Genomic DNA, 25,633 nt, shown 5'->3' with positions numbered 1-25,633 from the left:
AGCCCTGACCGAGTTCGCTCGTATGTTCGAACGTTCGTGGCGTGGGAGCGCAGGTTGATGCTGGCCCGCGGTTACAGTGCCCGGAACCAGGGAGGGGCGCATGAGCGGAAGCAGCGCGATCGAGTGGACAGAAGCCACGTGGAATCCCACGACCGGTTGTAACCGAATTTCATCGGGCTGCGATAACTGTTACGCGCTTGTGCTTGCTAAGCGCCTCAAGGGTATGGGACAGGCCAAGTATCAAACTGACGGCGACCCCGTTACCAGCGGCCCAGGATTCGGCGTATCCATACATCCGTCGGCGCTAGACGAGCCACGACGGTGGAAGAAGCCGAGAGTCGTCTTCGTGAACTCGATGAGCGACCTCTTTCACGCGAAGGTCCCGCTGGACTTCGTCAAGGATGTCTTCCAAGTGATCGAAGAGACACCCCGGCACACGTATCAGGTACTCACGAAACGTCCTAGTCGAGTGCGCAAGATCGCTGACCAGCTTCCATGGCCTTCCAATTTATGGCTTGGGACCAGCGTCGAATCCACCGATGTGCTTCACCGGGTTGACGATCTACGTTCTGTCCCCGCGGCTGTAAAATTCATCTCCGCGGAGCCTCTCCTGGGGTCAATCAGGACCATTGATCTTCAGTCCATCGATTGGCTGATTGCCGGCGGGGAGTCCGGTCCGCACTTTCGGGCGGCAGACCCTTGCTGGTTCCGTGAGTTACGTGACGCTTGTCGCTCGCAAGATACCGCATTCTTCTTCAAGCAGTGGGGCGGCCGGAGTCCGAAGGCGAACGGCAGACTTCTTGATGGCAGAACGTGGGACGAGATGCCGGGCGACCTAGTCGCAATCTAGATCAAGGTACTCAGGCGCGTAGAAACGCACGGCGCAGCCGGTCGGCCACGGTGTCTTGTTCTCCAACTTCGAGGCGCGGAACGCCAACCCCTTCTCGTTCAAGCGAGTAAGTACTTGCCGCAGATGAGTCTCCTTGAAGCCACATCGCAGAGTCGTGTCGACTAGCTGCGACCAGCTGGCCTCTCTGCCTGCCAGGCCCTGAAGCTCTCCCTCAAGTCTGGGGTACTCGGACTGGCCGCCGAAGAGATCAAACTGGTCTTCCATTCCGGACTTCTGTCCACGGCCCGCAACTCGATCGATGTGCCAAGCCATGCTGTTCCAGCACTGAAGGCCAGACATGTCGCGTGTCGCAAGTATCAGCGAGTAGCGTGGAGACATATTCGCCACGCGAATCCCGAAGTCCGCGACCTCGAACTGACCACGACTCTTCACGCCTTCGGCGAACACATCTACGAATGCCTGCTTGCGCTCAGCTTCACCACGATAGATAAGCGCTTTTCGCCATGCATTCGAACCGAAGTGCCGATCAAGAGCCGGGCTCAGGTTATCGTTCTTACCGGCGAGACGGTACATCTCATTAGCGAAGAACGTAAGTATGAACTCATCTCGCGGTCCAGCAACGCACTTCATGAGGTCTGCCATCGAGACTGACTTGATGTCGAATGGGTCGACTAGCCATAGGACGGGATACTCCTCGCCCTGCCGACGGGCGGACGCGACGAGCTGGTCGACGCGATCGTGAAACTTCCCGGGCTTTTCGATCTGAATCTCAAGACCGTGAGCGGTTGGAGTCTTACTCACCTCGTGCTTGAGTCTCTCGACTCGATCGCTCCGGTCCTCCTGGCAGATAATTCTCAGGTGGCCAAGGTGTGCGAGGCGGGTGTGGTTTAGGTAGGTATTGGCTACCATGAGTGGCGACCCGGGCTTCTCGTCCTCGTACACTCCGGGCCCAGCAAAGCAGTCAACCACTGTCGCACTTGGAAAGGCCTGAAGCAGCTTGCCCATCCAGCACTGGAGGTACAAGCGATAGGCGAGATGCTTGAGCATCCCGTGCGGCTCAGACGGCCACACTGTCTTCTCAAGCTCGAGAAGTCGCTTGCTCCTGCCGGCCATCTTCCCCCCGTCGTCCGGATGCTGTCGAGCGCAAACGGCCTAACGTTACATGGCTCGGCGAGAATCAACGATGCGCTCGTCGGGTGAAGACTGAGCCTAGGAAGTGCGGCCAGCGGCACGAGCGTTCGCACGTCGGCTTCATCAGCCAAGATGGAGGCGTGGCGCGCATCGACTACTACGACGACCCGGAGGCACCTCAGGCGAACAGCATCGTGCCGTCGGTGACGGCCGCAGTGCGGGACAGTCGTGGACGGCTGCTGCTCATACACAAGATTGACAATGATCGGTGGGCCCTCCCGGGCGGAGCTATGGACCTGGGGGAGTCGGTCGTCCACGCCGCGGTCCGCGAGGTCGAGGAAGAGACCGGCGTGCGTGTCGAGGTCACGGGTCTGGTCGGCATCTACACGGACCCCGGCCACGTCATGGCCTACGACGACGGCGAGGTGCGCCAGGAGTTCTCCGTGTGCTTCCACGCGCGCGTGATCAGCGGAGAGCCCCGCCAGGACGACGTCGAGACGAAGGCGGCGAAGTGGGTCGACGTCGCCGACGTCCCCGAGCTGGACATCCACCCGTCGATGCGCCGGCGCATCGAGGCTGCGCTCAGGGCGGGCAGCGAGCCCGAGATCAATTAGCGGCCGCGAGGCGGAAGCTGGTCCGATCGATCGCGGCTTGGATCGATGGCTGCGCACGGGACATGGCGCGCCCGACGATCGAGTCCTCGGCGTATCGAGCGAGAATTTCGGAGAGACGCTCGGCGTAGTCGAACCGCTCACCTCGAGGCCCCGTAGTCATGTCCGCCGTCCAGAGGGCGTCTGGCACCGGACCTTCCTCGCGCGGCCACTCGGCGAGCTCTGCTTCGAGGCCGCGCTCCGCCGCTTCGAACGTCGCCGCCGAGTGATGCGCGATGAGCGCGCACAGCCGCGGCGAGTGACCCTTGGCCGTCAGGTACAGGGCGCCGTCGATGGGGTGGAAACCCGTCTGGACGAGGTCAGGCGCGTACCCGAGGTCGTGCCACCAGGCCGCTACGACGAGGAGTTCACGGTCCGCCTCTGGAACGGCGAGCGTCAGCTCTTCGGCGCGCGCCGCCACCTGCGTGGTGTGGCGATAGCGGTTGCCAAGGGGTGCTAGGAGATCACGCGCGAGCGTCTCGGCGGCTCGTCGTGCCGGCGAGGCCCCGACGGCCTCCGCTCCCGATTCCACCTGCTCAACCTATCGTCGGGCCTCTGACCCAACCTCACGCGTCACCGCCGGGCGTACACGATCACTCCGGCGCCGGCCAGGCAGATCAGGGCGCCGATGACGTCGAGTCGGTTCGGTTGGTGGCTGTCGAAGACCATGCCCCAGGCCCTACGTGTCGGTGCTCAGTGGGGCGCCGCCTGGGTCCGACGGTCGGCGGGGACGGGCTGCGCGGCGTTCTTGGAGAGCCTGGCGAAGGACGACCTTCCCGGCGGCGGTCAATGGGAGTGCGGTGATGGCACCGAGGAGTCCGCCGACCGACCCGCCGATCAACAGAGCGACGAATGCGGCGGCAGGGCTGAGCTCGACGGTGCGGGCGAACACGCGTGGGGCGACCAGGTAATTCTCGACTGCCTGGTAGACGACGAAGAAGGCCAAGGTAGCAACGGCCAGGCCTGGGCTGACCGTGAGCGCCACCCCGATCCCGGCCAGGGACGCAAGGGCGGCACCGACCTGGGGGATGGCGTCGAGGATGGCGACGACGAGCGCGAGCAGTGCGGGGTAGGGCAGGCCCGCCAGCAGGAAGAAGACGAGCGAGGTGAGACCCGCAACCAGCGAGACGAGCAGCTGGCCGGAGACGTAGCCGCCGATCCGCCCGAGGGCCTGGTCCGCGGTCTTGATGCGGTCCTCGCGCGCGAGCGTCCGATTCAGCCCGGCGAGGATGCGGGGCATCGCGAGCGCGAAGTAGACCATGAGCGCGAGGACCGTGACCGCGGAGAAGACGCCGCCGAGCACGGCGCCCAGGGCGGAGAACACCACGGTGAGGGCGGCACCGACCGCCTTGCCGACGCTGCTGGCCTGCTGTTGTAGTTGCTGGTGCTGGGCGGGGTCCTGGAGCGCCGCGCCGAGCGAGGTGCCCTGGCCCCCGACCTGGGCCCCGAGCTGGTTCATCCGGTCGGGCAACTGCTGGGCCAGGACGCCGACCTGATGAGCGGCGGGCACGACGATGACGGCGACCACGCCGGTCAACACGAGCAGGACACCGAGCACGACCAGCGCGACGGCGGCACCGCGCGGAACCCTGCGTTGGCCGAGGTAGCGCACCGCCGGTTCGATCCCGGTGGCGAGGAAGAAGCCGACGAAGACCAGGATCAGCGCGCCGCGGGCGGCGTACGCGGCCACGGCGAGCGCGGCGACACCGATCACGGTAGCGGTAACCATCGCCGCCTCGCCCACGGTGACCCTTCGTCGAATCGGCAGCGGGTCCGCGTCCGCTGGAGGCCGGTCCGAGACAACTCGGGAGCCTTCCTCCAAGTTGTCCTCTGAGTCAGCGTCGACCGTCCTGGGTTGGCCGGCAGGAGTCGATGAGCCCGACGAACTCATTTCATCTACCTCTTTCGACTACGTGACGGGCCTTGCCCGGTGATGACCGGAGAGATCGGTGTGCTTGCCGGGGGCACTCAGGGCCGGTGACTTCGACCGATCGTTCTCACGGGCCTCGCCCGAACAAGCCGGCGACACCGTCGCCGACGAGCTTGACCCCGATCACGAGCAGCAGCACGCACATGATCGCGGTGTTGTGCGCGGCCATCCAGGTCCGGAGCGATGCGAGGACCTGGGTGGACCGGTCGCCCATCCCGAGGTAGATCGCGAGCGGGACGGCGGGCCCGATGGTGCTGAGGACGACGAACACGGCCAGGGCGACGGCCTGCCCGCCGGCGCTCGTCCCTGTCTGGGCGATCGCGGCGGCGGCGCCGACGGTGATGAGGAGGTTCTTCGGGTTGACCGCGGACAGCGCGACCCCGAAGCCGACGGACTTCGCCGGGGTGAACCTGTCGATCGTCGTCATCCACGCGGGGAGGGCCTCGTCGCCCGCGCCGCGGGGGCGACGCCGCCACCGGACGACGGCGAGCACGACGAGCGCGGCGCCGAGGACGAGCTTCACGATGCCGACCCAGGTGGCCGGGGCCTGATCGTCGCTCGCTCCCGCGCCGCCCGACACGAGCAGCACGATCGTGCCGGCGACGCTGAGGCCGACGATCCAGCCGAGGACGAAGGCGATCCCGTTCGCGCGCCCGCGTGGGGTCGCGAGCATCAGCACGACCGCGATGATCGGGATGGGGCTCAGCGACACCCCGACGGCGAGCGGGAGGACCGCGCCGATGGCCTCACCCATTCTCGGCACCGAGGCTGGTGCCTCGGATGGTGGCCTGCAGGTCGTCTGCCTCGGCAGGAGTCACGGCCGTCTCCTGGGATCGGTCGAGGGGGCGGTGCCGAGAGCGGCGACGGCGGCGTCGACCTCGGCGAAGACTCGAGGGGCAGTGCCGTCGGTGGCGCGCAGGATGTCGCGGACCTGGCCGAGGTCGCGGGCGATGACGAGCTCGACGTTCCGGGCGGCGAGGGTTGCGGTGAGCTCGACGAGCATCCGGGCGGCGGTGACGTCGACGAAGGGCACCGAGCGGGCGTCGAGGACGATTCCGTGTACGCCGGGGCCGGCGGCGTCGCGTAGGGCGTCTCGGACGTGATCGGCGTCGGCGAAGAACAGGCCGCCTTCCACGCGGACGACCGCGACACCGTCGGCGGCCGCGGCGTCGGGGTGGCGGTCGCGGTCGATCCAGAGGTCGGCACCGGATGCGGCCCGGCCCAGCTCGGCGACGTGCGGGCGGGACGCGCGGTAGAGGAGGAGCACCAGCGACAGGGTGATGCCGATGAAGAGGCCGGGGAGGGTGTCGAAGACCAGGACCCCGAGCAGCGCGGCGACTGCAGCAGCGAAGTCGGCTCGAGCGGCCAGCCCGTAGATCGACCCCAGGCGCCGCGTCCACATCCGGTAGAGCGTCACCAGGGCGCGTATGTCGATCAGCTCCACGACCGCGGCGATCACGATCGCAGCCAGCGCCGGCTCGGGGAGCCGGGTGAACAGTCCGGTCAGGAACAGCAGGGTGACCACGGTCAGCGCCGCAGCGACCAGGCTCGACGCCTCGGTGCGGGCGCCGGCCGACCCGTTGACGGCGGTCTTGGAGAGGCTGCCGTTGACCACCATCCCGGACGCGAGCCCGGCCCCGATGTTCGCGGCTCCGAGCCCGAGCAGCTCCCGGTTGGGGTCGACCTCGTAGCCGTGGCGGGTGGCGTAGGTCTTGGCCGCCCCCAGGCCCTCGGCGAACCCGACCAAGGCGACCCCGAGGGCACCGCCCACCAGCTGCAGATACGTCGAGGCCGGGATGGCCGGCAGCCCCAGCGGGGGAAGTCCGGCGGTGATCGGGCCGACTACGTCGACGCCGTGGCGGTCGAGAGCGAGGGTCCACACCAGGGCGATGGCCACCGCGACCGCCACAAGCGAGCCGGGGACGGTCGGTAGCCAGCGCCGCAGTCCGAGGACCACGGCGAGGGTGCCGATCCCGATCGCTGCGCTGAGCAGGTCCGCGTCGCCGAGGTGGGTCACGAAGTGCCAGAGCTGGGCGAAGAAGTCGCCCTCGCCCTTCTCCACCCCGATCAGCTTCGGGAGTTGGCCCACGGCGATGGTCAGCGCCAGGCCGACGATGAAACCCTTGAGCACGGGCTCGGAGATGAAGCTTGCGAGGAAGCCGAGCCGGAACGCGCCGGCCACGATCGCGACGAGCCCGACGGTGATTGCCAACGCGGTGGTCAGTGTCGCTGGGTCGAAGCCGCCCCCGCTGACGTCGGCGACGACGCTCGCGGAGAGGGCGGCGGTGGCCGCCATCGGGCCGACGACGAGGTGCTTCGAGCTGCCGACCAGGGCGTAGAGCACCAGCGCAGGTACGGCGGCGTAGAGACCCACCACCGGCGGGACCCCGGCGATCGTGGCGTAGGCCAGCGACTCGGGCACCAGGACCGCCCACACCGTCGCCCCCGCCACCAGATCGCGCCGGGCCCAGGCCGGCCGGTACCCGTGCAGGGAGGGTGCGATCACGAGTCACGGCCTCTCGCGCCGGGGGAATCACCATGTGGGATAGCTGGGCGATGGCCGCGCGGATGGCCTGCCCCTGGTCGTCCGCGGAGAGATCGGCGGAGATCACTCTGACGTGCCTGCCGATACCTGTCCAGCACCGTCGGTGGGGACACTGCGAGTCGATCATCTTCTTCGCCGGGCGCCCGACGAGATCACTGCGCACCTGAGCGGTATGCACGACGGACGTGATCGCGTATACCTGCTTGGCGCCCTTCCGTGCTCAGCCACGGCACGCGGGGGTGATGCACGAAGACTGTGGCGACTGGGCCCGCGGCCACTCCCTTCGACCGAGCGACTCCGGAGTCTCCATGACCCAGGTCCAACCTGCGGGCCCGTCCTGCGCCGACAACTCTGTCGACGGTGCCGACCGTGGGTTCATCGCCATACGCAAGGACTCGGTGATTCTTCCAGGCGATGGACAAATCGTGTGGGGACGAGCTTCGTATGAATTCGTTCACGACGTCGCCGGCGAGTTCGGACTGCTCGAGGTCACCGAGGCCGTGCCCGAAACCGTATGCACAGCGAGGTCGTCGACGAGGCGCTCCTCCACGGCATTCTCGCCCCGCCTCCAATCCCTGAGCCTCCACGCGGTCTCAATGCGTGGTGTCCCCCGCTGAGAAGCCTGCGCATCCTCTCTGCCCGCATCCACTTGGCGCCCCGTCGATTCGCGCCACCGCAAAGGAGCTCTCTATGCCGAACGGGAAGCCGAACATCCTCGTCATCTGGGGTGACGACATCGGGATCACGAACCTGTCCTGCTACAGCGACGGGTTGATGGGTTACCGGACCCCGAACATCGACCGGGTCGCCGCCGAGGGGATGCGCTTCACCGACTCCTACGGCGAGCAGAGCTGCACCGCGGGACGGGCGGCGTTCATCACCGGCCAGAGCGTCTACCGCACCGGCATGAGCAAGGTCGGCGTCCCGGGCGTGGACATCGGGCTCTCGGCTGACGACCCGACCATCGCCGAGCTGATCAAACCCCTGGGCTACGCCACCGGGCAGTTCGGCAAGAACCACCTCGGCGACCTGAACAAGTACCTGCCGACCGTCCACGGCTTCGACGAGTTCTTCGGCAACCTCTACCACCTCAACGCCGAGGAAGAGCCCGAGCTGCCGGACTATCCCAGCGAAAAGGACTTCCCCCGTCTCCGCCAGCTCGCGCTCCCGCGTGGCGTCCTGCACTCCTGGGCCACTGAGGATGACGCGGGCGAGACCGATCCGCGCTACGGGCCCGTCGGCAAGCAGCGCGTCGAGGACACCGGCCCGCTGACCAAGAAGCGCATGGAGACCATCGACGACGAGACTACCGGTGCCTGCGAGACGTTCATTCGCAAGCAGCACGAGGCGGGGACGCCGTTCTTCGTGTGGATGAACATGACCCACATGCACCTTCGCACCCACACCAAGCCGGAGAGCATCGGGCAGGCGGGACGCTGGCAGTCGCCGTACCACGACACCATGATCGACCACGACGGCAACGTCGGGCAGCTGCTCGACCTGCTCGACGAGCTGGGCATCGCCGAGGACACGATCGTCATCTACTCCACCGACAATGGTCCGCACGCCAACACCTGGCCCGACGGCGCCACCACCCCGTTCCGCAGCGAGAAGGACACGAACTGGGAGGGCGCGTTCCGCGTCCCGGAGATGATCCGCTGGCCCGGGCACATCCCGGCGGGTGTCGTCTCCAACGAGATCGTCCAGCACCACGACTGGCTGCCGACCCTTCTCGCCGCCGCTGGCGACCCCGACATCGTCGAGAAGCTCAAGGCGGGTCACCAGGCCGGCGAGAAAACCTTCCGCGTCCACATCGACGGCTACGACCTGCTGCCCTACCTCACGGGCGAGCAGGCCCACAGCCCTCGCGCCGGAATGGTGTACTTCTCCGACGACGGCGACGTGCTCGGCATCCGGTTCGACAACTGGAAGATCGTGTTCATGGAGCAGCGTCTGCACGGGACGATGGGTCTGTGGGCCGAGCCCTTCACCCTGCTCCGGCTGCCCAAGATCTTCAATTTGCGCACGGACCCCTTCGAGCGGGCCGACATCACGTCCAACACCTACTGGGACTGGTTCATCGATCATGCCTACATCACCGTGTACGGCACCGTGCTCGGCACCCAGTTCCTCGACACGTTCCACGAGTTCCCGCCCCGTCAGGAACCGGCGTCGTTCACGATCGACCACGCCGTCGCCAAGCTCCACGAGTTCCTGGCCGCGGACTGACCACGGTGATCGGACTCGACTCGTGGCACGACACGGAGACCAGGTCGGCTATCGAGGACTTCGTCGCACGAGTCTGCGACGAGTCGGGCCCCGACTATCTCCCGTCCGAAGCGCGCGTGGCGGTCGCCGACAATGACGGCACGCTGTGGTGCGAGAAGCCGATGCCGATCCAGCTCGACTTCACCATCCGCCGGCTCGGCGAGATGGCGCGCGACGACCCGTCGCTGCGCGACACGCAGCCGTACAAGGCCGCCTACTCCCACGACCTGCACTGGCTCGGCGCGGCGATGGTCAAGCACTACCGCGGTGATGACGCCGACCTGGGCCTGCTGATGAGGGCGGTGACGGGCGCATTCGGCGAGGTGAGCGTCGAGGAGTATGACCGCCGCGTCACGGCCTTCTTCGTCGACGCCGAGCACCCGCAGCTGAAGCGGCCCTACCGGGGGTGCGGGTACGGGCCGATGGTCGAGCTCCTGCGCTATCTGGAGGCCCACGGATTCACCGTCTACATCGCCTCCGGCGGCGACCGGGACTTCATGCGCCCCGTGGCGGGGGAGCTCTACGGCATCCCCCCGGAGCGCGTGATCGGGAGCGCTGGGGCTGACGTGGTCGGGCGGGGAGCTGCTCTATAAGGCCGAGATGGACTTCTTCGACGACGGCCCGGAGAAGCCGGTCCGGATCTGGAGCCGGATCGGGCGCCGCCCGATCGTCGCGATCGGCAACTCCAACGGCGACCTGCCCATGCTGGAGTTCGCCGGCCGTCCCGACGGGCCGGCGCTGCGCCTGGTCGTGGCACACGACGACGCCGACCGCGAGTTCGCCGACACCGCGGGCGCCGAGGACGTCCTGGCGCGGGCCCACGACCAGGACTGGGTCGTCGTGAGCATGAAGAACGACTGGCACACCGTCTTCGCGGAGCCGGACCGGTGAGCGCCGCCGTGATCACCGGAGAGCTGCGCCGGATCGAGGCCCAGACGCTCACCGTCGGCTCGGACCACCACTACCCCGAGGAGGCTCCGGCCCGGACGGTGGACGTGGACGCCTTCGAGATCGAGCGCCACCCCGTCACCAACGCCCAGTTCGCCGCCTTCGTGCGGGCGACGAAGTACGTCACCGTGGCCGAGCAGCCCCTCGACCCCGCCGACTTCCCGGGCGCTCCGGCCGAGAACCTCCAGCCCGGCTCGATGGTCTTCACACCCACCCCTGGGCCGGTCGACCTCCGCCACCTCTCGCAGTGGTGGACCTGGACCCCGGGCGCGTCCTGGCGCCGCCCGGAGGGCCGCGGCTCGTCGTTGGCCGACCGCGCCGACCACCCGGTGGTGCACGTCGCCCACGCCGACGCGCACGCCTACGCCATGTGGGCCGGGCTCGCGCTCCCGACCGAGGTCGAGTGGGAGACCGCGGCCCGCGGCGGCCTCGACGGCGCCACCTACACCTGGGGCGACTCGCCCGAGGAGCCCGGCACGCGGCTCGCGAACTTCTGGCACGGCGAGTTCCCCTGGCGCGCCGACCGCGGATATGGGGGGACCACCCCGGTCGGCGCCTTCCCCGCCAACCCCTACGGCCTCGTCGACATGGCCGGCAACGTCTGGGAGTGGACCGCCGATCTCTACGACGTCGTCGATCACACCTGCTGCGGCCCGGAGGACACGGGATTCGTGCCGCGCCACGTCGTCAAGGGAGGCTCGTTCCTCTGCACCGACAGCTACTGCCAGCGCTACCGCCCGGCGGCCCGCCGCCCGCAACCGATCGACACCGGGATGAGTCACGTCGGTTTCCGCTGTGTGGGCCGCTCCCTCGGCGCCGGCACTTAGTTCGTGCCGGTGGCACCGAGGCAGCCAGCGAGCATCCCCAAACTTGGGTCGAACCGGAGGCCATGGCCGTGCAGCTTCGGGTTGGCGAACACGACATGGTGACGACGGTGGCGACCCACCGGAGGACGCCGTTCCCGGGGGCGCTACGGGCCCGCGAGGTGGACGCCCGACTGTTCGCTTCACCGCCCGGAGGACTACGCCAGAGGACCGGCGGTGCCCTCCACGTCTCGGCCAGGCGCGCGACGCCACCGAAAGCATGGGCGGAACGGTCCGGTGGCGCGCCGCTACTCATGTGCCTGCTTCACAGTTGGTCGCTCGACGTCGGGGAGCCAGCGCAGGCCCCGCGCGTGCAGCCAGGCTCGCACCGCTTCGAGGCCACCGACCTCGGCAAGGTTGAGTAGCTCGGCCTCCCCGCCCGCACGATGGACGGTGTCCCACGTGTCGGCGGGCAGCCTGAGCCTGGTGTCGGCGTCGAGGTCCTCGGCCGCGATGTCCTCGTCGGTGGCCTCGGCGCCAAGTTGAGCTAGGGCGCGCAGGTTGCGTCGGCCGGTGGACCAGGTGAGCTGCCTGCGGCCCTCGCTGGCCTGCTCCCACTCCCACCAGCGCGCCACCGCCGACTCCTCGTAGGTGTCCACCGCGTCGGCGAGAAGTCGCATCGGGGTGCGGCCACCCGCGCGGCGGCCTTCCTTGCGGTGCGAACCGGTGACTTCGTGGGCGATCTTGGTGAAGTAGTCCGCGAGGTCACCGTCCCCGAGCTGCACGCGCCGCAGGTCCCAGCCATGCTGCTCTGAGGCGTCGAAGCCTTTGCGCTCCAGGGTGCCTCGCCAGCGGGAGAACATGCGAGCGCCGATCGAGCCGGCGACGAGCTCGGCCGAGACTTGGGCGCCGAAGCAGAGCAAGGCGTGGATGTGGACGTGCCACCCGTTGTCCCCGTCGGTCACCTCCACGACCCGCGCCCAGCCCAGGAGCCCGCCGAACAGCTCCTGATCGGACTGCCACGCCCCGCCAGAGGTAACCCGCGCCCACGCATCGGAGAGCACGTCCCAGCAGCCCTTCCGTTGCCGCAAGGAGTGCTCCTCGATGGCCTCCGCCTCGGCCTCGCGCTCATCGAAGTCCCAGTGATTGGCGTTCGCCGCCTCGTAGCGCGACCGGTTCTCCTCGAGGTGACGCAGCCGGGTCCGCTCCAGCTTGGTCAGCCCGAGCCGGTCCCCGCGGGCGTGGCGCATCGTCAGGGTCAGCAGGAACGCCGACCCGCCAGCCTCGTCGACCGCGCGCATGACCCTGGACAATTCGCCGGCGCGGCGGGTGGCGATCTTCGCCGCGCACTGCGGGCACGCCCACACCGACCCGCATGACGCGAGCCCGGAGTAGCCGGCCGAGCGGGTCCCGTCCTCGCCCGTCGTGAGCGCGAGCGTGACCCCGCCGTCGGGGTCGAGCGGGGTGCCGCAGTTCCGCACGCGCCGCAGGCTCGTGATCGGACGTAGTTGTGAGCGGCGGGCCCACCGGGTCTCGCGTCGGTGCTGGGCCTTCGCCACCCGCTCTCCCGGGCTCAGGCGCTCGTTGGCTCCTCGTCGCTGCCTGGTCTTGTGAAGACCTGTTCGCCCATTACCGAGAGCGCTCAACGCACACCGCCCACGGTCAGGGCCGGCGCTGGCGCGCCAGCCGTGCCCGGCCCCGTCGGGCCGGGCACGCTTCCCCTCCTGTCTCCGACCCGGGGCGCGCACCCGACCCGGGGGCCGGGCATGACGGCAGCGGCAGCGACGACGCCAACCAGGACGACAGTGCGACACGCATACGGCCTCCGGCGGCCAGGCGCTCCGCCCTGGACCAGGGCACCGACCTCAGGAGAGCCCACGAGTGCGACGAGCTCGGGGGAGTGGTGGTCGGGGCGGGGCCTCACCCACGACGACGCGCCCGAGGGCTGCCAGACCGCCCGCACAGCCGCAAGCGCAACCAGGCAGTACGCGCGCCAGCTATCGAGGACTGGGGCGCTTGCACCCGCACGAGCGGCCCGGCAGGGCAGAGCCCGCGCCGCCGAGGGAGAGACCCCGAGCACGAACCGTGCGGCAAGTGGCCGCGAACAACAGGCAACCAGCCGGCGAGGTTCAGCAGCGCAGCCAGCCGGCGGGCCCTCGCACACCCGTTCGATGGACGTCGGGGCGCTCGACAGGCAGCCTCCGCACTCATGCGGACGATCCGGACGTGGCGCGAACTCCGACGGCAGGGACGTGGACTCAGCCTCTGGGCCGTCGCCCGCGGATGGTCCTGAGCCGATCTGACAGCAACGGCTGACAGCAACACTCCCGGACGCAGCTTCGTCCGAGCCAGTTCGCTGTGGGCGGCTTCCCCAGCTCAGCGCTAGCGACGACCGTCCTCGATCGGGCTTGTAAGCGAAAGGTCCGGGGTTCGATTCCCCGCGCCGGCTCCACTTCCTCTCCCCACCGGGCACCCGCGGAGATCACGGGCGACGGGGTGCACCTCGTCGCCCGCGCACGGTCGATGACGTCGCCCCTGATCTCCCGTGTCGGCCCCGCTCCCACCCCCGCTGTCCGCCGAACGCACCCGGTGTACCGTCGCCGATCACGGTCAACCAGATGGCCGGGAGGCGACCGGAGTGGGTCTGCGGGATGACGACGCGGCCGCTCAGGGGAGGCATGTCCGGTGCGCGACACCCCGCCGAACGCGATCGATCGCCCTGACGTCATCAGCTGCGCGACCGGGATCCTCATGGAGCGCTACGGCTGTGACGCCGAGGGCGCGATCGACCGGCTCGTCGCGTGGTCGCGCGAGACCGACATCGGCATCCCGCTCGTCGCCGCGTGGCTGATCGACGACGTGAGCGCGGTGTGGCGGCGCGTCATGCCGATGCCGACGACCGAGGAGACCACGTGCCCGATCTAGACGACGAGCGCGCGGCCGTCGAGGTCGACCTGTCGGCCTGGATCGCCGAGCAGGACGTCGTGGACCTCGCGCAGTACGCCCGTGCCGCCCGTCTCGTCCACGGCTCGTTCGGGCGGTTCCTCGTCGACGCGCAGTAGCCGCACCACCGACGCGCCACCCGGTGGGTGGATCTCCGCGGAGATCCGCTAACGACGCCCTGACCTGCCTCGACGTTCCCCGCGAGAGACCACGGACTCCGCGGGGAGAGGGCAGACGATGATCACCGAGGCACAGCACGTCGAGGTCCCGGCGCCGCGCACGCCCGCGGCCCGCCCGGCCGTCGTGCCGATGACCGTGCGGGCCGCGGGCCCCGAGCAGGGCGAGCACCCGGAGCTGGTCGCCGCCCGTCTCGTCGCGCAGGCGGCGACCGTCGCGTGGGTCGGCCGGCTGGCGCTGCTCGTCGCCGTCGGCCTGGTCGCGCTCTTCGTGCTGCTGCCCTGATCAGGGCGTGATGACGACCTTCAGCGCGAGGTTCGCCGCCGCGTTCGCGAAGACGTCGTAGGCCTCGTTGATCTGGTCGAACGTGAACGAGTGCGTGCCCATCTTCTCGGCCGGGATGCGCCCGGAGGCGACCATCTTCAGCAGGGTCGGGATGGACACGGTGTCGACGAGGCCCATGGTCAGCGTGACGTTGCTGATCCACATGTCCTGCATCGGCAGCTCGACCGGTGTGCCGTGGACGCCGATGTTCGCGATCGTCCCGCCCGGCCGGACCAGCGAGGCCGCGGTCAGCAGGGTCTCCGGGTAGCCGACGGCCTCGATGGCCACGTCGACGCCGAGCCCGTCGGTGAGCGCGACGACGTCGCCGACCGTCCCCGGCCCGACCTCGATCGCGTCGGTGGCGCCGAACTCGACGGCCTTCTCCAGGCGGAACTTGTTCGAGTCCACCGCGATGACCTTGGACGCGCCCCACAGGCCCGTCGTCAGCACCGCGGAGAGCCCGACCGCACCGGCGCCGACGACCGCGACCGTGTCGCCCGGGCGCACGCCGCCGGCCAGGACGCCGACCTCGTAGCCGGTGGGCAGCGAGTCGGCGAGGAAGATCGCCTGCTCGTCGGTGACGCCCTGCGGGATGGCGTAGAGCGACGTGTCCGCGTAGGGCACGCGGACGAGCTCGGCCTGGGTGCCGTCGATGAGGTGGCCGAAGATCCAGCCGATGCCGCCGACCGTCTGGCAGTGCGACGGCATGCCGCGCTGGCAGTACTCGCAGCGCCCGCACTTCGTGATCGCCGGGACGAGGACCCGGTCGCCGACCGAGAAGCCGCGCACGGCGTCGCCGACCGCGGTGACCGTGCCGACGGCCTCGTGGCCGAGGATGCGGCCGTCGGTGACCGCGGCGACGTCGCCCTGCAGGATGTGCAGGTCGGTGCCGCAGATCGTGGTCGTCTCGACCTTCACCACCACGTCCGTCGGCTCCTGGACCGTCGCGTCCGGGACGTCCTCCCAGGCCTTCTTGCCGGGGCCGTGGTACACCAGTGCCTTCATCGTCGCTCCCGTCGGTTCGCTCCGGCGGCCCGGCCGCCTCGCGGGGCCGCCGTGACCCGACGCTAGTGGCGTGGGACACACGGACCTGTCCCATCATGGGACGTCCCGAACGACGTCCGGCGCGGAGAAGTCGATCACTGACCCGCTTCCGGGACAGATGGCCTCCGGCCTCGTGAGTGTTCCGGGTCGCCCCGGCGACCCAGAACACTCACGTGGGCGAAGCCCCTCAGGCGATGTAGCTGATCCCGAACGCGTCGATCTTGCGGTAGAGCGAGGAGCGGGCGATCCCGAGCATCGCGGCGGCCTGGTAGCGGTTGCCGCGCGCCTCGTAGAGCGCCTGGATGATCGCGTCGGCCTGCGCGGTCTCGAGCATCGTCAGCCGCGGGCGGCTGGTGAAGCACAGGGCGGGCAGGTCGGGCGCCTGGATGACGCCGACCGGCTTGCGGGCGACGACGTAGCGCAGCACGTCCTCGAGCTCGTTGATGTTGCCCGGCCACGCGTAGCCCTCGAGCACGCGGATGACCTGGTGCGAGAGCCGCAGCGAGCGCCCGCCGCCGATCGCGCGCAGCACCGAGAGCGCGATGTCGGCGAGCTCGTCGGCGCGGTGGCGCAGCGGGGGGACGCGGACGGTCTCGTGGAAGTGGCGCAGCAGCAGGCCGTACGGGCGGCTCGCGTCGACCGACGTCGTGTCCAGGCACGCGACGACCACGGTGCTCGACGCGCGCGCCAGCAGCAGGCCGAGCTGCTCGTCGAGACGCCGCGCGGACAGCGGCGTGACGCCCTGCAGCCCGCGCAGGACCACGAGGTGCGGGCGCGACGGCGGCCGGTGCACGAGGCGTTCGAGCGGCTCGGCGGCGCGCACCCCGTCCTCGGCGGCGTCGAGGACGGTGACGGTCCCGTCCCGGTGCAGGCGGACGAACTGCTCGACGGCCAGCGTCCGCTTGCCGACCCCGGCCTCGCCGACGAGCACCTGGTGGCGGCGCTGCCCGAGGTTCGCGGCGAGCTCCTGGCGCGCGCGCAGCGACGGGGTGAGCAGGTCGCGGTTGGCGCGCACCCGGGCCTCGGCGTGGGCGCGCTCGTCGCCGCGCATGTCGGCGGCGAAGTCGCGCCGCGAGGTGGGTGCGACGTGCGAGCCCTGACGACGCCGCGCCTCCGCCTCGCGCCGGCCGCCCTCGTCGACCGCGGGCGAGCCGGCCACCACGCACCCGACGAGCCGCTCCCCGTGCCGGATCCCGGTCACCGCGACCTCCGCGCAGCCGCCCGAGGGCAGGTCGACGTGGTACGGGTCGTCGGGGCTCTCGAGCGCCAGGCCGGCGAGGGCGAGGTCGGCGAGGATCTGCTGGTCGGCGGGCGGGAGCCGGCGCGCGCCAGCGCCCAGCACCAGGTCGTCGCCGTCGGTCGCCACCACCCACGAGGCACCCTGCGCGGCCGCCGCGGCGAGGGCGTCGTGCACGGCGAGGATCCGCCCGCGCCGGGCCGCCGCGTCCTCGTCGCCGATCTCGCGGGCGAGCGTCCGGGCGAGCGGGAGGTCACGGACGGCGCCGTCCTCGGCGTGGCGGACCACGACGACGGCGAGGTCGCCCGCCTCGACGGGGGCCGCCGCGCCGGCGAGGACGCCGAGCGCGGGGTGCAGGTGCTCGGGTCCCTCGACCGCCGCGGCGACGCCGTCGTGCAGGGCGAGCGCGGCCGCGGTGGTGCCGACGACGTGCTCGGCGTGGGCGTACCCCGGCAGCACCCACAGGGCGTCGAGGATCTCGGCGAGCGCGGTGTCGCCGTCGCGGCGCACGAGCACCACGCCGTCGCCGTCGACGACGAGCACGCTGGCGTCGAGGTCCGGGTCGCGGGCGTGGACGCGGTCGACGACCCGGCGCGCCGCCGCCGTGCGCGGGCCGTCGTCGACGCCGATCAGCACCGCGGCCAGGCGCCCGGTGTCGACGCCCGCCGACCGCTCCCACGACGCGAGGACCTCGGGCCGCACGACGCCGCCCGCCACGGCGTCACGGCCGTCGCGCAGGAAGCGCCGCCGCGCGGCGTCCACCTCCCGCGCGTGGCCCACGCCACGACGGTAGACCGCCGACGGGGCCGGGCGAAGGGCTTCAGGCGCGCAGGGTCTCGCTCGGCGAGCAGCCGTAGCGCTCGCGGTAGGTCACCGAGAACCGGCCGGGGTGGGTGAAGTGCCAGCGTGCGGCGATGTCGGCGACGGTCTCGCCGCCGGTGCGCGCGTCGGCGGCGCGGAGCTCCTGGTGGGCGCGCGCGAGACGCACCTCGCGCAGGTGGGCGAGCGGGGTGGTGTCCCGCCAGCGCCGGAACGCCATCTGCAGGCCGCGCACCCCGAGGCCGGCGGCGGCCGCCACGTCGGCGACGTCGACGTCGTCGGCCGCGTGCTCCTCGAGGTAGGTGATCGCCCGCCGCAGCGTCGCCGGCTCGGGCGGGCGGCCCTGCTCGTCGGCCGGGACGCCGCCGAGCTCGTCGAGCACCTGCTCGGCGCAGGCCAGGACCGTCTCGGAGTGCCGGTGGGCGCGCTCGAGCAGCATCTCGAACGCCGCGTCCGGCGTGACCTGCTCCTGCCGCGCGAGCAGGGCGCGGGCGGCCACGACGACGTCGCGGGCGCGGGCCCCCGGGTCGCCGTCGGGCTGGTCCCGCACGGTCAGGAGGCGGCCGGCGAGACGCGCGACCTCGCCGGCCACGGCCCGCACCTCGGGGCCGAAGGCCGCGGGCGCGCCGGCCGCGAGCGTGAGCGTGCCGCCGACGGGGCCGAGCGGGAGCACGAGCAGCGACGCCGGGGCGCCGACGCTCTCGCGCCGCAGGACGGGCCAGCGGGTGTCGGAGGCGACGTCGTCGACGACGACGGGGACCCCGGAGCGGGCGGCCGTCGCCCGCGGACCCCGCCCGACGGCGTCGACGGCGGCGGCGGAGAGCTCACCCGCCGAGGACGTGACGGTGGTGCCGTGCCGGACCGGGACCGCGATCTCGACCCAGCGCACGGCGTCGGCGATGCACAGGGCGTGCCGGCACACGCGGGTCAGGTCGGGTACCGGGACCTGGTCGGCGTCGAGACGGAGCGGGCCGAGCCGGTGGGTGTGGTTCGGCGCCGGGGGAGCGGTCGAGTCCATCGCGGTCTCCTCAACGCGGGGGCGGCACGCAGCGCAGCGGAGGTGCCGCGCCGGAGGCCGGATACAGCGCAGGGGATCGTCGACCGCGTCTCGGGGCAGGGCGCAGCCGAACGACGGCTGGGACGTCAACCGATGGGCCGACAACCATAACGCGCACGACCGACCGTGCCTGCGCCTGATCGGGTCACCGCGCCGATACCCTCCCGCCATGCCCATCGGGACCGCCGCCGGCGACGGCGGCGACGCCCGCGTGCGGAGGGCCGGATGGCTGGTCACGGGCGCGGCGCTCGTCGTCGCGGCGGCGACGTTGCTGGTCGTCGGGCTCGTGCCGCCGAGCGCGGGACGCACCACCGCCGTGGTCGTCGCCGTCGTCCTCGCGTTCGTGCTCGCGGCGTGGCGCTCGGTGCGCGCCCGGCGGGACACCACGTCGGTCGACGGCCTGCGGCCGATCTCGAGCTGGCTCGCGGTCTTCGGCTGGGCGGTCACGATCTTCTCGTCGCTGGTGGCCCTCGCCGACCCGACCCACGGCGGCCGGGCGGTGGTCGCGGGACTGCTCGCGGGGTGCGTGCTGGTGCTGGTCGGGCGCGCGAGCGAGCACGTCGGCACCCGGTCCTGACCTGCGCTTCACTGGCCGCCCAGCCCCCGCGGTGCCACCCTGGGGCGACCATGACCGATGCACCCGCCGAGGAGGCCGCCGACGGCGCGCCCGTCGACGGGCGCGCCGCGCGCTGGGCCGGCCACCGCGAGGCCCGCCGGCTCGAGCTCGTCGACGCCGCGGTCGCCGCGATCGGCGAGCACGGCCCCGAGGTCACCACCGAGCAGATCGCCGCGCAGGCCGGCGTCTCGCGGCCCGGGCTCTACCGGCACTTCGAGGGCCGCGACGACCTGCAGAGCGCCATCGCCGCGCGCTCGGTCGAGCGGCTCGTCCACGAGCTCGAGCCGGTGTGGCGGCCGTCGGGACACCCGTTCGAGATGCTCGCGAAGGCGCTGCGCGCCCACCTCGGCTGGCTCGAGGCGAACGCCAACGTCTACCGCTACCTCAAGCGCACCTCGTTCGGCACCGGCGGCGAGTCCGCGACGACCAACGTCCGGGCGACGGTCGCCGAGCACGTCGCCGGGATGCTCGTCGACGGCTCGCTCGGGGCGGAGATCCCGCCGCCGGTCGCGCACCCGCTCGCCTTCGGGCTGGTGGGGATGGTCGACTCCGCGAGCTCCCACTGGCTCGACGACCCCCACGGCGCCTCCCGCGACCAGCTCGCGACGCAGCTGACCGAGGCGTGCTGGGCGGTCATCCGGGTGACGGTCGGGCCGCTGCCCACCGGTTGAGCGATGTGACGGGGATGATCGGACCCCTGACCGGGGGAACGGCGACGATGCGCGACGATGGAGGCCCCGCCGGAGAGAGGATCTCGAGGCATGGCGATGCGCCGTTCGTTCCCCACCGTCCTGTCCGACCGGCTGCCGGAGACGCGGGACTTCTACGTCGCGCTGCTCGGCTTCCGGGTCGCCTTCGACAGCGACTGGTACGTGGCGCTCACCCGCACCGACGGCCCGGACGAGGACGTGCACGAGCTCGCCATCTGGGCCGTCGGCCACGAGCTGGTGCCGCCGCCCTACCGGGCCGACCCGGCCGGCGTGATCCTCACGTTCATGGTCGACGACGTCGACGCGGTGCACGCCGAGGCCCGGCGGCTGCGCCTGCCGCTCGTCGCCCCGCCGCGCGACCTGTTCCACGGCCGGCGCCAGATGCTCGTCACCGACCCCAACGGCATGCTCGTGGAGATCTCGAGCCCGAGCACGCCGTCGCCGGCGTTCACCGCCGAGCTCGCACGCCGGGGCCGTGCCGCGGAGTCCCTCGGTTGACCGTGCCCGACGACCCCGAGGTGGGCGAGGAGCGCGCGCCCGGCCGGGATCGCGAGGCCAACCCCTTCACCGAGCTCCTCGGCGGCAAGGGGCAGGCGCTCGACGCGTCGGCGCCCGGCGTGGCGTTCGTCGCAGTCTGGCTCGTCGCCGACGCGCTGGCGTGGGCGCAGCCCATCCTCGTCGGCGGGATCGCCGCGGTCGTCGTGGCCGCCGGGATCGCCGCGTGGCGCTTGCGCCGGGGCGACCGCCCCCGCGCGGTCGCCGTCGGCCTGCTGCTCGCGGTGGGCGCGGCGCTGCTCGCGCTCTACACGGGGCGCGCCGAGGACTTCTTCCTGCCCCGCATCGTCGCCAACGCCGGCAGCCTCGTCGCCTGGCTCGTCTCGATCGCGATCCGGTGGCCGCTGCTGGGCGTCGTCGTGGGGACGCTCACAGGGCACCCCACGCTCTGGCGCCGCGACCCGGACCTCGTGCGCGGCTACTGCCGGGCGAGCTGGGTGTGGGTGGCGCAGTACGCGCTGCGTGTCGTGGTGTTCCTCGGGCTGTGGTGGGCCGAGCAGCCCGCCGCCCTGCTCGTCGCCCAGATCGTGCTGACGTGGCCGCTCGTCGTGGTGTGCATCGCAGCGTCCTGGCCGTTGGTTCGTTCGGCCCTGCCGCCCGGGCATCCGGGCCCACGGCGCCCCGTCGTCCCCGACGCCTGATCTGTTCGGCCTAGTCATTGCGACGTCCGGCCGCAACCGACTTGGGCCGCGGGTGAACGCTCTCACCGGCGGACAACGCGGGACGATGGTGGGCGTCGTCCGTTGTGGTCGGTGCGTCGACTGACGGCGCCCGACCTGTCCGTGCCACCCCGACCCGCGCCCCCGGGAGCCATGTCACCCGCGAACCCCGAAGAGAAGACCGCGTCCGCGTCCGCCGGCATCGGCCTGACCTTCCCGCAGATCATCGCCAGTGCGCTGGCGGCCGCCACCGCGGCGATCCTCGGGTCGTTCATGGGTGTGCTCGGCACCATCGGCGGCGCGGCTGTCGCCTCGATCATCAGTACCGTCGGTTCCGCGCTCTACCAGAAGTCGCTGGAAGTGACGCGTGACCGGGTGAAGGAACGGCTCGTCGTCGCCGGCCCGAACAACACCCGGATCGCCACGGCCGTCGGCAAGGTCGCGGGTGGTGCCGCCGGTGCTGCCGGCGCCCGGTCCGCGCAGGCTCCGGTGCAGCAGCCCGCTCCGCCCGGCCGGCCGCCCGTGGGCCCGCCCACGCCCGGACCCGGTGTCCCGGTGCCGCCGGGCCAGCGCCAGGTGCGCCCCGGCATGCCGCCGGCCGACCCGACACGCCGGGTGCCCGGCGCCGCGGGCCCGCCGACCGGACGTCCCGGGCAGCCGGGCCAGCCGGTGCACCCGGGCCGCGTGGCGCTGCGCCACGAGGGCGCCGACCCGACGCGCGTGCACGCGCGCGTCGACCCGAACGGCCCGGCGACCTCGCTCGCGCCCGGCGCTCCCGGGGCGCCCACCGAGGCACGCCCGACCGCGTTCATCCCGCAGAGCCGCCAGACGGGCACGCCCCCGGGCGGCGGTCCGACGGCGGTCATGGGCCAGCCGGGCCGCCCGACGGGGCCCGGTGGACCCGGTGGACCCGGTGGGCCGCCGCTCGGGCCCGACGACGCCGTCACCACGGTGGCGCCGCTCGAGCCGGAACCGGCCCGTCGCGGGATAAACTGGGCCGGCATGCTCGCCGCGCTCAAGGGCCTCGGGTGGAAGACCTGGGTGACCCTCGGCGGCGTCGCGGCGAGCGTGTTCGTCATCGCCCTGATCGCGACGTTCGGCGTCGAGACCGCGGCCGGGCACCCGCTCTCCGGCGGGTCGAGCGGCACGTCGGTGGGCAGCCTCTTCGGTCAGGAGACCGGCACGTCCGAGGCCACCACCGCGCCGTCCGACTCGTCGACCGAGGAGACGACCGCCCCGGACTCCACGACGACCTCGCGGACCCAGCAGGAGGAGCAGGGCGGGACCGGTGGCACCGGCACCCAGCAGCCCGACACCAGCACCTCGCAGCCGACCCGCTCCTCCCAGAGCGGCGGCCTGCCGAACCTCCTGCCGCGGGACTCGGGCAGCGGGTCCGGCGGGGGTTCCACCAACGGCTGAGATTCCTCCCCGGCTCCCACCGACGGCCGGACGGACGCTTTAGCGTTCGTCCGGCCGTCGGCGTCTGTGCCGACGAACGGGCGAGCTGGGGGTGGCGATGGGTCGGCTGGCGGCCCTGGTGCTCGTCGCGGTGGCCGGCGTGCTGCTGCTCGCCGGCCCGGCCCCCGCGGTGGCCGCACCGGCGTCCGCGCCGGCCGAGCTGGGGGCGGTCAAGGAGCGCCTCGACGCGCTCGCGGAGCGCCGCGGCGCGCCGTCGTCGGTGAGCGCCTGGTGGGTCGACCTCGCGGACCGGACGGTCGTGCTGGCGCTGAACGCGGCGCCGCGGGACTCGCGGACCGCCTCCTACGTCCAGGAGGCGCGCGAGGTCGACGCGTCGGTGCGGGTCGTCGAGGGCGTGGCGGCGCCGACCCCGCGCGCCGACCCGCCCGTCTACGACCTCGTCGGCGGCGACGCGATCCGCGTCAACGGGACGCGGTGCTCGCTCGCGTTCACGGCGACCAGCGAGTCGGGCGCGCCGCGGCTGATCACCGCCGGGCACTGCACCACCCGCGGCGGCGACGTCACGGGCGCCAACAACGCCCCGGTCGGGCCCGTGCGCAGCTCGGTGTTCGACCGCACCGGCGACTGGGGCGTCGTCGACGTCGGCCCCGGCTGGCGGGCGACGCCGTCGGTGGCCGCGGAGGGCTCCACGACCCGCTCGATCACGGGGACCGCGACCGCCCCGGTCGGCGCCACCGTCTGCCGCTCGGGCTCCACGACCGGCTGGCGCTGCGGGAAGGTCACCGCCGTCGACGTCACCGCCAACTACGCGGCGGGCCCCGTGCAGGGCCTCGTGCTCACCGACGCGTGCAGCGAGGGCGGCGACTCGGGAGGCCCGTTCGTGTCCGGCAGCTCGGCGCTCGGGCTGCTCTCCGGCGGCACCGGCGACTGCACGACGGCCGGCGGGACGAGCCTCTACCAGCCGATCGACGAGATCCTGGCGACCGAGAGGCTCAGGTTGTCGACGGCGGGCTGAGTCGCTCGCTGAGTCGTCGGGCCGCGTCCTCGGGGTCGTCGGCCTCGGTGATGGCCCGGACGACGACGACGCGCGTCGCGCCGGCCGCGAGGACCTCGTCGAGGCGAGCGTGGTCGATCCCGCCGATCGCGAACCAGGGCCGCGCGGGGGCCACGGCGGCGGTGGTGCGGACCAGGTCGAGGCCCGGCGCGGGGCGGCCCGGCTTGGTCGGCGTGGGCCAGCAGGGGCCGGTGCAGAAGTAGTCGGCGCCGGCCTCGGTGGCGCCCTCCGCGGCCTGGTCGGCGTCGTGGGTGGAGCGCCCGATGAGCACGTCGTCGCCCACCACGCGGCGCGCCCACGGCACGGGCAGGTCGTCCTGCCCGAGGTGCAGCACGTCGGCGTCGGCGGCGAGGGCGACGTCGGCGCGGTCGTTGACGGCGAGCAGCGCGCCGTGCCGGCGGGCCGCGTCGCCGAGGACCTCGAGCGCGGCGAGCTCCTCGCGGGCCTCCAGGCCCTTCTCGCGCAGCTGGATGACGTCGACACCCCCGCGCAGGGCGGCGTCGGCGAACGCGCCGAGGTCGCCGCGGGCGGCGCGGGCGTCGGTGCACAGGTAGAGCCGGGCCTCCTGCAGGCGCGCGCGGCGGTCGATCCTGGAGGCACTCACCGTGACGACGGTATCGCGTAGTTTCGGCGACCGTGCGGGACCGGCTCGTCGTCGTGGGGGCAGGGGCCGTGGGCTCCGCGGTCGCCTGGGCGGCGGCGCGCGAGGGGCTCGCGGGCGAGGTCGTGCTGGTCGACCCCGACCCGGGGTCCGGGGCCTCGCGCGTGGCCGGGGGCATGCTCGCGCCGATCAGCGAGGCGTGGCCCGGCGAGCGGGACGTGCTCGAGCTGGGGGCGGCGTCGCTGGCGGCGTGGCCGTCGTTCGCGTCCGCCGTGGCGTCGGACGCCGGGCGGCCGGTCGGGCTGCGGCGCGAGGGGACGCTGCAGGTGGCCGTGGACGCCGCGGACGTCGCCGACCTGGACCGCGTGGCCGCCCACCTCGGCGACTGGGGGCGTCCCGTCGAGCGGCTGACCGGTCGGGAGGTGCGGCGCCTGGAGCCGTCGCTGGGGCCGTCGGTGCGCGCGGGGCTGGCGGTGCCCGACGACCTGGCCGTCGACAACCGGGTGCTGCTCGGGGCGCTGGCGGCGGCGGGGTCGGCGGTCGGGGTCGTGACGTCGTCAGCCCGTGTGGTGGGGGTGCTCGACGACGGGGCGCGGGTGACGGGGGTGTCGTTCGCGTCCGGCGAGACGCTGGAGGCCGACCGCGTCGTCGTGGCCGCCGGGGCGTGGTCGGCGGGACTGCACCCGGCGCTCGAGGGGCGGGTGCGCCCGGTCAAGGGCGAGATCCTGCGGGTGCGGGCCCGCCGGTCGTCGCTGCCGCCGCCGTCACGGACCGTGCGCGCGTCGGTGAGCGGGCGGCCCGTGTACGCGGTGCCGCGCGACGAGGGCGGGCTGGTCGTCGGGGCGACGCAGTACGAGGCCGGCTTCGACCCGGACGTGCGCGTCGGCGGGGTGCGCGACCTCGTCGCCGACGTCGAGCGCGTGCTGCCGGGGATCGCCGACTACGCCCTCGAGGAGTCCGCCGCCTCGTTCCGTCCGGGCACCGACGACAACCTCCCGCTGCTCGGGCCCGTCGGGCCGTCCGGGCTGCTGGCGGCCACCGGGCACGGCCGCAACGGGATGCTGCTGGTGGCCCTGACGGTGGACGCGCTGGCGGCGGTGCTGCGCGGGGACCCGTTCCCGGACGTGGCGCGAGGGGCGGCGGCCGACCGGTCGGCCGCTGTGCGGGGCTGAGGTCCGCGCGTACGGTGGGAACCGGACACCACGGGAGCCCGGGCACGGGCTGAGAGGGAGCCAGCGGGGCTCCGACCGTCGAACCTGATCCGGGTCATGCCGGCGCAGGGAGGGAGGGGCA

Annotated in this window: 27 protein-coding genes and 1 riboswitch; of the genes, 16 read left to right on the top strand and 11 right to left on the bottom strand. The window is 72.2% G+C overall.

Annotated elements, in window-relative coordinates:
• Positions 1-100 precede the first annotated feature (100 nt).
• Positions 101-850, top strand: a complete 750-nt coding sequence (locus EV188_RS08820; RefSeq protein ID WP_133825862.1) for a DUF5131 family protein — start codon at positions 101-103, stop codon at positions 848-850.
• On the opposite strand, the gene tcmP is transcribed toward EV188_RS08820, so the two are convergent.
• On the bottom strand, positions 836-1,963 hold the full coding sequence (gene tcmP, locus EV188_RS08815; protein WP_133825861.1) for a three-Cys-motif partner protein TcmP: 1,128 nt from the start codon (positions 1,961-1,963) through the stop codon (positions 836-838). The genes EV188_RS08820 and tcmP overlap by 15 nt on opposite strands.
• 158 nt (positions 1,964-2,121) lie before the next feature.
• Here tcmP and EV188_RS08810 point away from each other — a divergent pair, with 158 nt between their 5' ends.
• The gene (locus EV188_RS08810) at positions 2,122-2,595 is read left to right on the top strand and encodes an NUDIX hydrolase (RefSeq protein WP_133825860.1); all 474 of its coding nucleotides are present in this window, start codon (positions 2,122-2,124) and stop codon (positions 2,593-2,595) included.
• Here EV188_RS08810 and EV188_RS08805 read toward each other — a convergent pair.
• The 5 genes from EV188_RS08805 to EV188_RS08785 form a co-directional block, all read right to left on the bottom strand.
• On the bottom strand, positions 2,588-3,163 hold the full coding sequence (locus EV188_RS08805) for an HD domain-containing protein (protein ID WP_133825859.1): 576 nt from the start codon (positions 3,161-3,163) through the stop codon (positions 2,588-2,590). The two genes, EV188_RS08810 and EV188_RS08805, sit on opposite strands and share 8 nt — an antisense overlap.
• 41 nt (positions 3,164-3,204) lie before the next feature.
• Positions 3,205-3,300, bottom strand: coding sequence for a YnfA family protein (locus EV188_RS08800; protein ID WP_133825858.1), 96 nt, complete (start codon positions 3,298-3,300; stop codon positions 3,205-3,207).
• Positions 3,301-3,310: 10 nt separating this feature from the next.
• Complete coding sequence (locus EV188_RS08795; protein ID WP_166659792.1) at positions 3,311-4,375, bottom strand: AI-2E family transporter; 1,065 nt, start codon at positions 4,373-4,375, stop codon at positions 3,311-3,313.
• A 253-nt stretch (positions 4,376-4,628) separates the two neighbouring features.
• Positions 4,629-5,315: a GAP family protein gene (locus EV188_RS08790; protein ID WP_133825856.1), complete on the bottom strand. Its 687-nt coding sequence runs from the start codon at positions 5,313-5,315 to the stop codon at positions 4,629-4,631.
• A gap of 60 nt (positions 5,316-5,375) precedes the next feature.
• Positions 5,376-7,067, bottom strand: coding sequence for a SulP family inorganic anion transporter (locus tag EV188_RS08785; RefSeq protein WP_208114078.1), 1,692 nt, complete (start codon positions 7,065-7,067; stop codon positions 5,376-5,378).
• A gap of 729 nt (positions 7,068-7,796) precedes the next feature.
• On the opposite strand from EV188_RS08785, the gene EV188_RS08780 reads away from it, so the two are divergent.
• The 4 genes from EV188_RS08780 to EV188_RS08770 are packed head-to-tail and all read left to right on the top strand — an operon-like array spanning position 7,797 to position 11,149.
• Positions 7,797-9,335, top strand: a complete 1,539-nt coding sequence (locus tag EV188_RS08780) for an arylsulfatase (protein ID WP_133825855.1) — start codon at positions 7,797-7,799, stop codon at positions 9,333-9,335.
• Positions 9,336-9,340: 5 nt separating this feature from the next.
• Positions 9,341-9,967, top strand: coding sequence for a haloacid dehalogenase-like hydrolase (locus tag EV188_RS08775; RefSeq protein ID WP_208114077.1), 627 nt, complete (start codon positions 9,341-9,343; stop codon positions 9,965-9,967).
• A 7-nt stretch (positions 9,968-9,974) separates the two neighbouring features.
• Complete coding sequence (locus EV188_RS32220) at positions 9,975-10,265, top strand: HAD family hydrolase (protein ID WP_208114076.1); 291 nt, start codon at positions 9,975-9,977, stop codon at positions 10,263-10,265.
• Entirely contained in the window at positions 10,262-11,149 is an 888-nt protein-coding gene (locus EV188_RS08770; protein WP_243741566.1) for a formylglycine-generating enzyme family protein, read from the top strand. Before EV188_RS32220 ends, EV188_RS08770 begins: the two co-directional genes overlap by 4 nt.
• A gap of 284 nt (positions 11,150-11,433) precedes the next feature.
• On the opposite strand, the gene EV188_RS08765 is transcribed toward EV188_RS08770, so the two are convergent.
• On the bottom strand, positions 11,434-12,684 hold the full coding sequence (locus EV188_RS08765) for a rep family protein (protein WP_133825854.1): 1,251 nt from the start codon (positions 12,682-12,684) through the stop codon (positions 11,434-11,436).
• A 1,126-nt stretch (positions 12,685-13,810) separates the two neighbouring features.
• Between EV188_RS08765 and EV188_RS08760 the strand changes: the two genes are divergently transcribed.
• From EV188_RS08760 to EV188_RS08755, 3 genes are all read left to right on the top strand, one after another.
• Positions 13,811-14,050: an ANTAR domain-containing protein gene (locus EV188_RS08760; protein ID WP_133825853.1), complete on the top strand. Its 240-nt coding sequence runs from the start codon at positions 13,811-13,813 to the stop codon at positions 14,048-14,050.
• Positions 14,038-14,187: a hypothetical protein gene (locus EV188_RS31475; RefSeq protein ID WP_166659791.1), complete on the top strand. Its 150-nt coding sequence runs from the start codon at positions 14,038-14,040 to the stop codon at positions 14,185-14,187. The genes EV188_RS08760 and EV188_RS31475 overlap by 13 nt, the downstream gene beginning before the upstream one ends.
• A gap of 118 nt (positions 14,188-14,305) precedes the next feature.
• Positions 14,306-14,530 carry a hypothetical protein gene (locus EV188_RS08755; RefSeq protein WP_133825852.1) on the top strand — a complete coding sequence of 75 codons (225 nt, stop codon included), beginning with the start codon at positions 14,306-14,308 and terminating at the stop codon, positions 14,528-14,530.
• On the opposite strand, the gene EV188_RS08750 is transcribed toward EV188_RS08755, so the two are convergent.
• The 3 genes from EV188_RS08750 to EV188_RS08740 all read right to left on the bottom strand — a co-directional run bounded on the left by EV188_RS08750 (position 14,531) and on the right by EV188_RS08740 (position 18,687).
• Positions 14,531-15,574, bottom strand: a complete 1,044-nt coding sequence (locus EV188_RS08750; protein ID WP_133825851.1) for an alcohol dehydrogenase catalytic domain-containing protein — start codon at positions 15,572-15,574, stop codon at positions 14,531-14,533.
• 226 nt (positions 15,575-15,800) lie between these two features.
• Positions 15,801-17,630, bottom strand: a complete 1,830-nt coding sequence (locus EV188_RS08745) for a helix-turn-helix domain-containing protein (protein WP_133825850.1) — start codon at positions 17,628-17,630, stop codon at positions 15,801-15,803.
• Positions 17,631-17,670: 40 nt separating this feature from the next.
• Positions 17,671-18,687: a helix-turn-helix domain-containing protein gene (locus tag EV188_RS08740; protein WP_166659790.1), complete on the bottom strand. Its 1,017-nt coding sequence runs from the start codon at positions 18,685-18,687 to the stop codon at positions 17,671-17,673.
• Positions 18,688-18,895: 208 nt separating this feature from the next.
• Between EV188_RS08740 and EV188_RS08735 the strand changes: the two genes are divergently transcribed.
• From EV188_RS08735 to EV188_RS08710, 6 genes are all read left to right on the top strand, one after another.
• Positions 18,896-19,303 (top strand): hypothetical protein, encoded by a 408-nt coding sequence (locus tag EV188_RS08735; protein ID WP_133825848.1) that lies wholly within the window; start codon positions 18,896-18,898, stop codon positions 19,301-19,303.
• Between the two features lie 50 nt (positions 19,304-19,353).
• Positions 19,354-20,013, top strand: a complete 660-nt coding sequence (locus EV188_RS08730) for a TetR/AcrR family transcriptional regulator (protein ID WP_133825847.1) — start codon at positions 19,354-19,356, stop codon at positions 20,011-20,013.
• A gap of 90 nt (positions 20,014-20,103) precedes the next feature.
• On the top strand, positions 20,104-20,550 hold the full coding sequence (locus EV188_RS08725; protein WP_133825846.1) for a VOC family protein: 447 nt from the start codon (positions 20,104-20,106) through the stop codon (positions 20,548-20,550).
• 2 nt (positions 20,551-20,552) lie between these two features.
• Complete coding sequence (locus tag EV188_RS08720) at positions 20,553-21,248, top strand: DUF3159 domain-containing protein (protein WP_243741613.1); 696 nt, start codon at positions 20,553-20,555, stop codon at positions 21,246-21,248.
• A gap of 171 nt (positions 21,249-21,419) precedes the next feature.
• Positions 21,420-22,685 (top strand): hypothetical protein, encoded by a 1,266-nt coding sequence (locus tag EV188_RS08715; RefSeq protein ID WP_133825845.1) that lies wholly within the window; start codon positions 21,420-21,422, stop codon positions 22,683-22,685.
• 97 nt (positions 22,686-22,782) lie between these two features.
• The gene (locus EV188_RS08710; protein WP_133825844.1) at positions 22,783-23,700 is read left to right on the top strand and encodes a S1 family peptidase; all 918 of its coding nucleotides are present in this window, start codon (positions 22,783-22,785) and stop codon (positions 23,698-23,700) included.
• Here the strand turns inward: EV188_RS08710 and thiE are convergent.
• Positions 23,678-24,343, bottom strand: coding sequence for a thiamine phosphate synthase (gene thiE / locus EV188_RS08705; protein ID WP_243741565.1), 666 nt, complete (start codon positions 24,341-24,343; stop codon positions 23,678-23,680). The two genes, EV188_RS08710 and thiE, sit on opposite strands and share 23 nt — an antisense overlap.
• A 32-nt stretch (positions 24,344-24,375) precedes the next feature.
• Here thiE and thiO point away from each other — a divergent pair, with 32 nt between their 5' ends.
• Complete coding sequence (thiO, locus tag EV188_RS08700; protein WP_133825843.1) at positions 24,376-25,512, top strand: glycine oxidase ThiO; 1,137 nt, start codon at positions 24,376-24,378, stop codon at positions 25,510-25,512.
• A 28-nt stretch (positions 25,513-25,540) separates the two neighbouring features.
• A riboswitch (TPP riboswitch) is annotated at positions 25,541-25,625 on the top strand.
• Positions 25,626-25,633 lie beyond the last annotated feature (8 nt).

This window comes from Actinomycetospora succinea, assembly GCF_004363095.1.
Classification (GTDB): Bacteria; Actinomycetota; Actinomycetes; order Mycobacteriales; family Pseudonocardiaceae; genus Actinomycetospora; species Actinomycetospora succinea.
The sequence above is the reverse complement of the archived record's forward strand: the minus strand, read 5'-3'. Positions and strand labels throughout refer to the sequence as shown.

Excerpts from the sequence above, each read along its gene's own strand:
- EV188_RS08710 (WP_133825844.1), top strand. The coding sequence starts at position 22,783 with ATGGGTCGGCTGGCGGCCCTGGTGCTCGTCGCGGTGGCCGGCGTGCTG.
- EV188_RS08730 (WP_133825847.1), top strand. The coding sequence starts at position 19,354 with ATGACCGATGCACCCGCCGAGGAGGCCGCCGACGGCGCGCCCGTCGAC.
- tcmP (WP_133825861.1), bottom strand. The coding sequence starts at position 1,963 with ATGGCCGGCAGGAGCAAGCGACTTCTCGAGCTTGAGAAGACAGTGTGG.
- EV188_RS08800 (WP_133825858.1), bottom strand. The coding sequence starts at position 3,300 with ATGGTCTTCGACAGCCACCAACCGAACCGACTCGACGTCATCGGCGCC.
- EV188_RS32220 (WP_208114076.1), top strand. The coding sequence starts at position 9,975 with ATGGACTTCTTCGACGACGGCCCGGAGAAGCCGGTCCGGATCTGGAGC.
- EV188_RS08755 (WP_133825852.1), top strand. The coding sequence starts at position 14,306 with ATGATCACCGAGGCACAGCACGTCGAGGTCCCGGCGCCGCGCACGCCC.
- EV188_RS08740 (WP_166659790.1), bottom strand. The coding sequence starts at position 18,687 with ATGGACTCGACCGCTCCCCCGGCGCCGAACCACACCCACCGGCTCGGC.
- EV188_RS08780 (WP_133825855.1), top strand. The coding sequence starts at position 7,797 with ATGCCGAACGGGAAGCCGAACATCCTCGTCATCTGGGGTGACGACATC.
- EV188_RS08725 (WP_133825846.1), top strand. The coding sequence starts at position 20,104 with ATGGCGATGCGCCGTTCGTTCCCCACCGTCCTGTCCGACCGGCTGCCG.
- EV188_RS08820 (WP_133825862.1), top strand. The coding sequence starts at position 101 with ATGAGCGGAAGCAGCGCGATCGAGTGGACAGAAGCCACGTGGAATCCC.
- EV188_RS08750 (WP_133825851.1), bottom strand. The coding sequence starts at position 15,574 with ATGAAGGCACTGGTGTACCACGGCCCCGGCAAGAAGGCCTGGGAGGAC.
- EV188_RS08715 (WP_133825845.1), top strand. The coding sequence starts at position 21,420 with ATGTCACCCGCGAACCCCGAAGAGAAGACCGCGTCCGCGTCCGCCGGC.
- EV188_RS08790 (WP_133825856.1), bottom strand. The coding sequence starts at position 5,315 with ATGGGTGAGGCCATCGGCGCGGTCCTCCCGCTCGCCGTCGGGGTGTCG.
- EV188_RS08735 (WP_133825848.1), top strand. The coding sequence starts at position 18,896 with ATGCCCATCGGGACCGCCGCCGGCGACGGCGGCGACGCCCGCGTGCGG.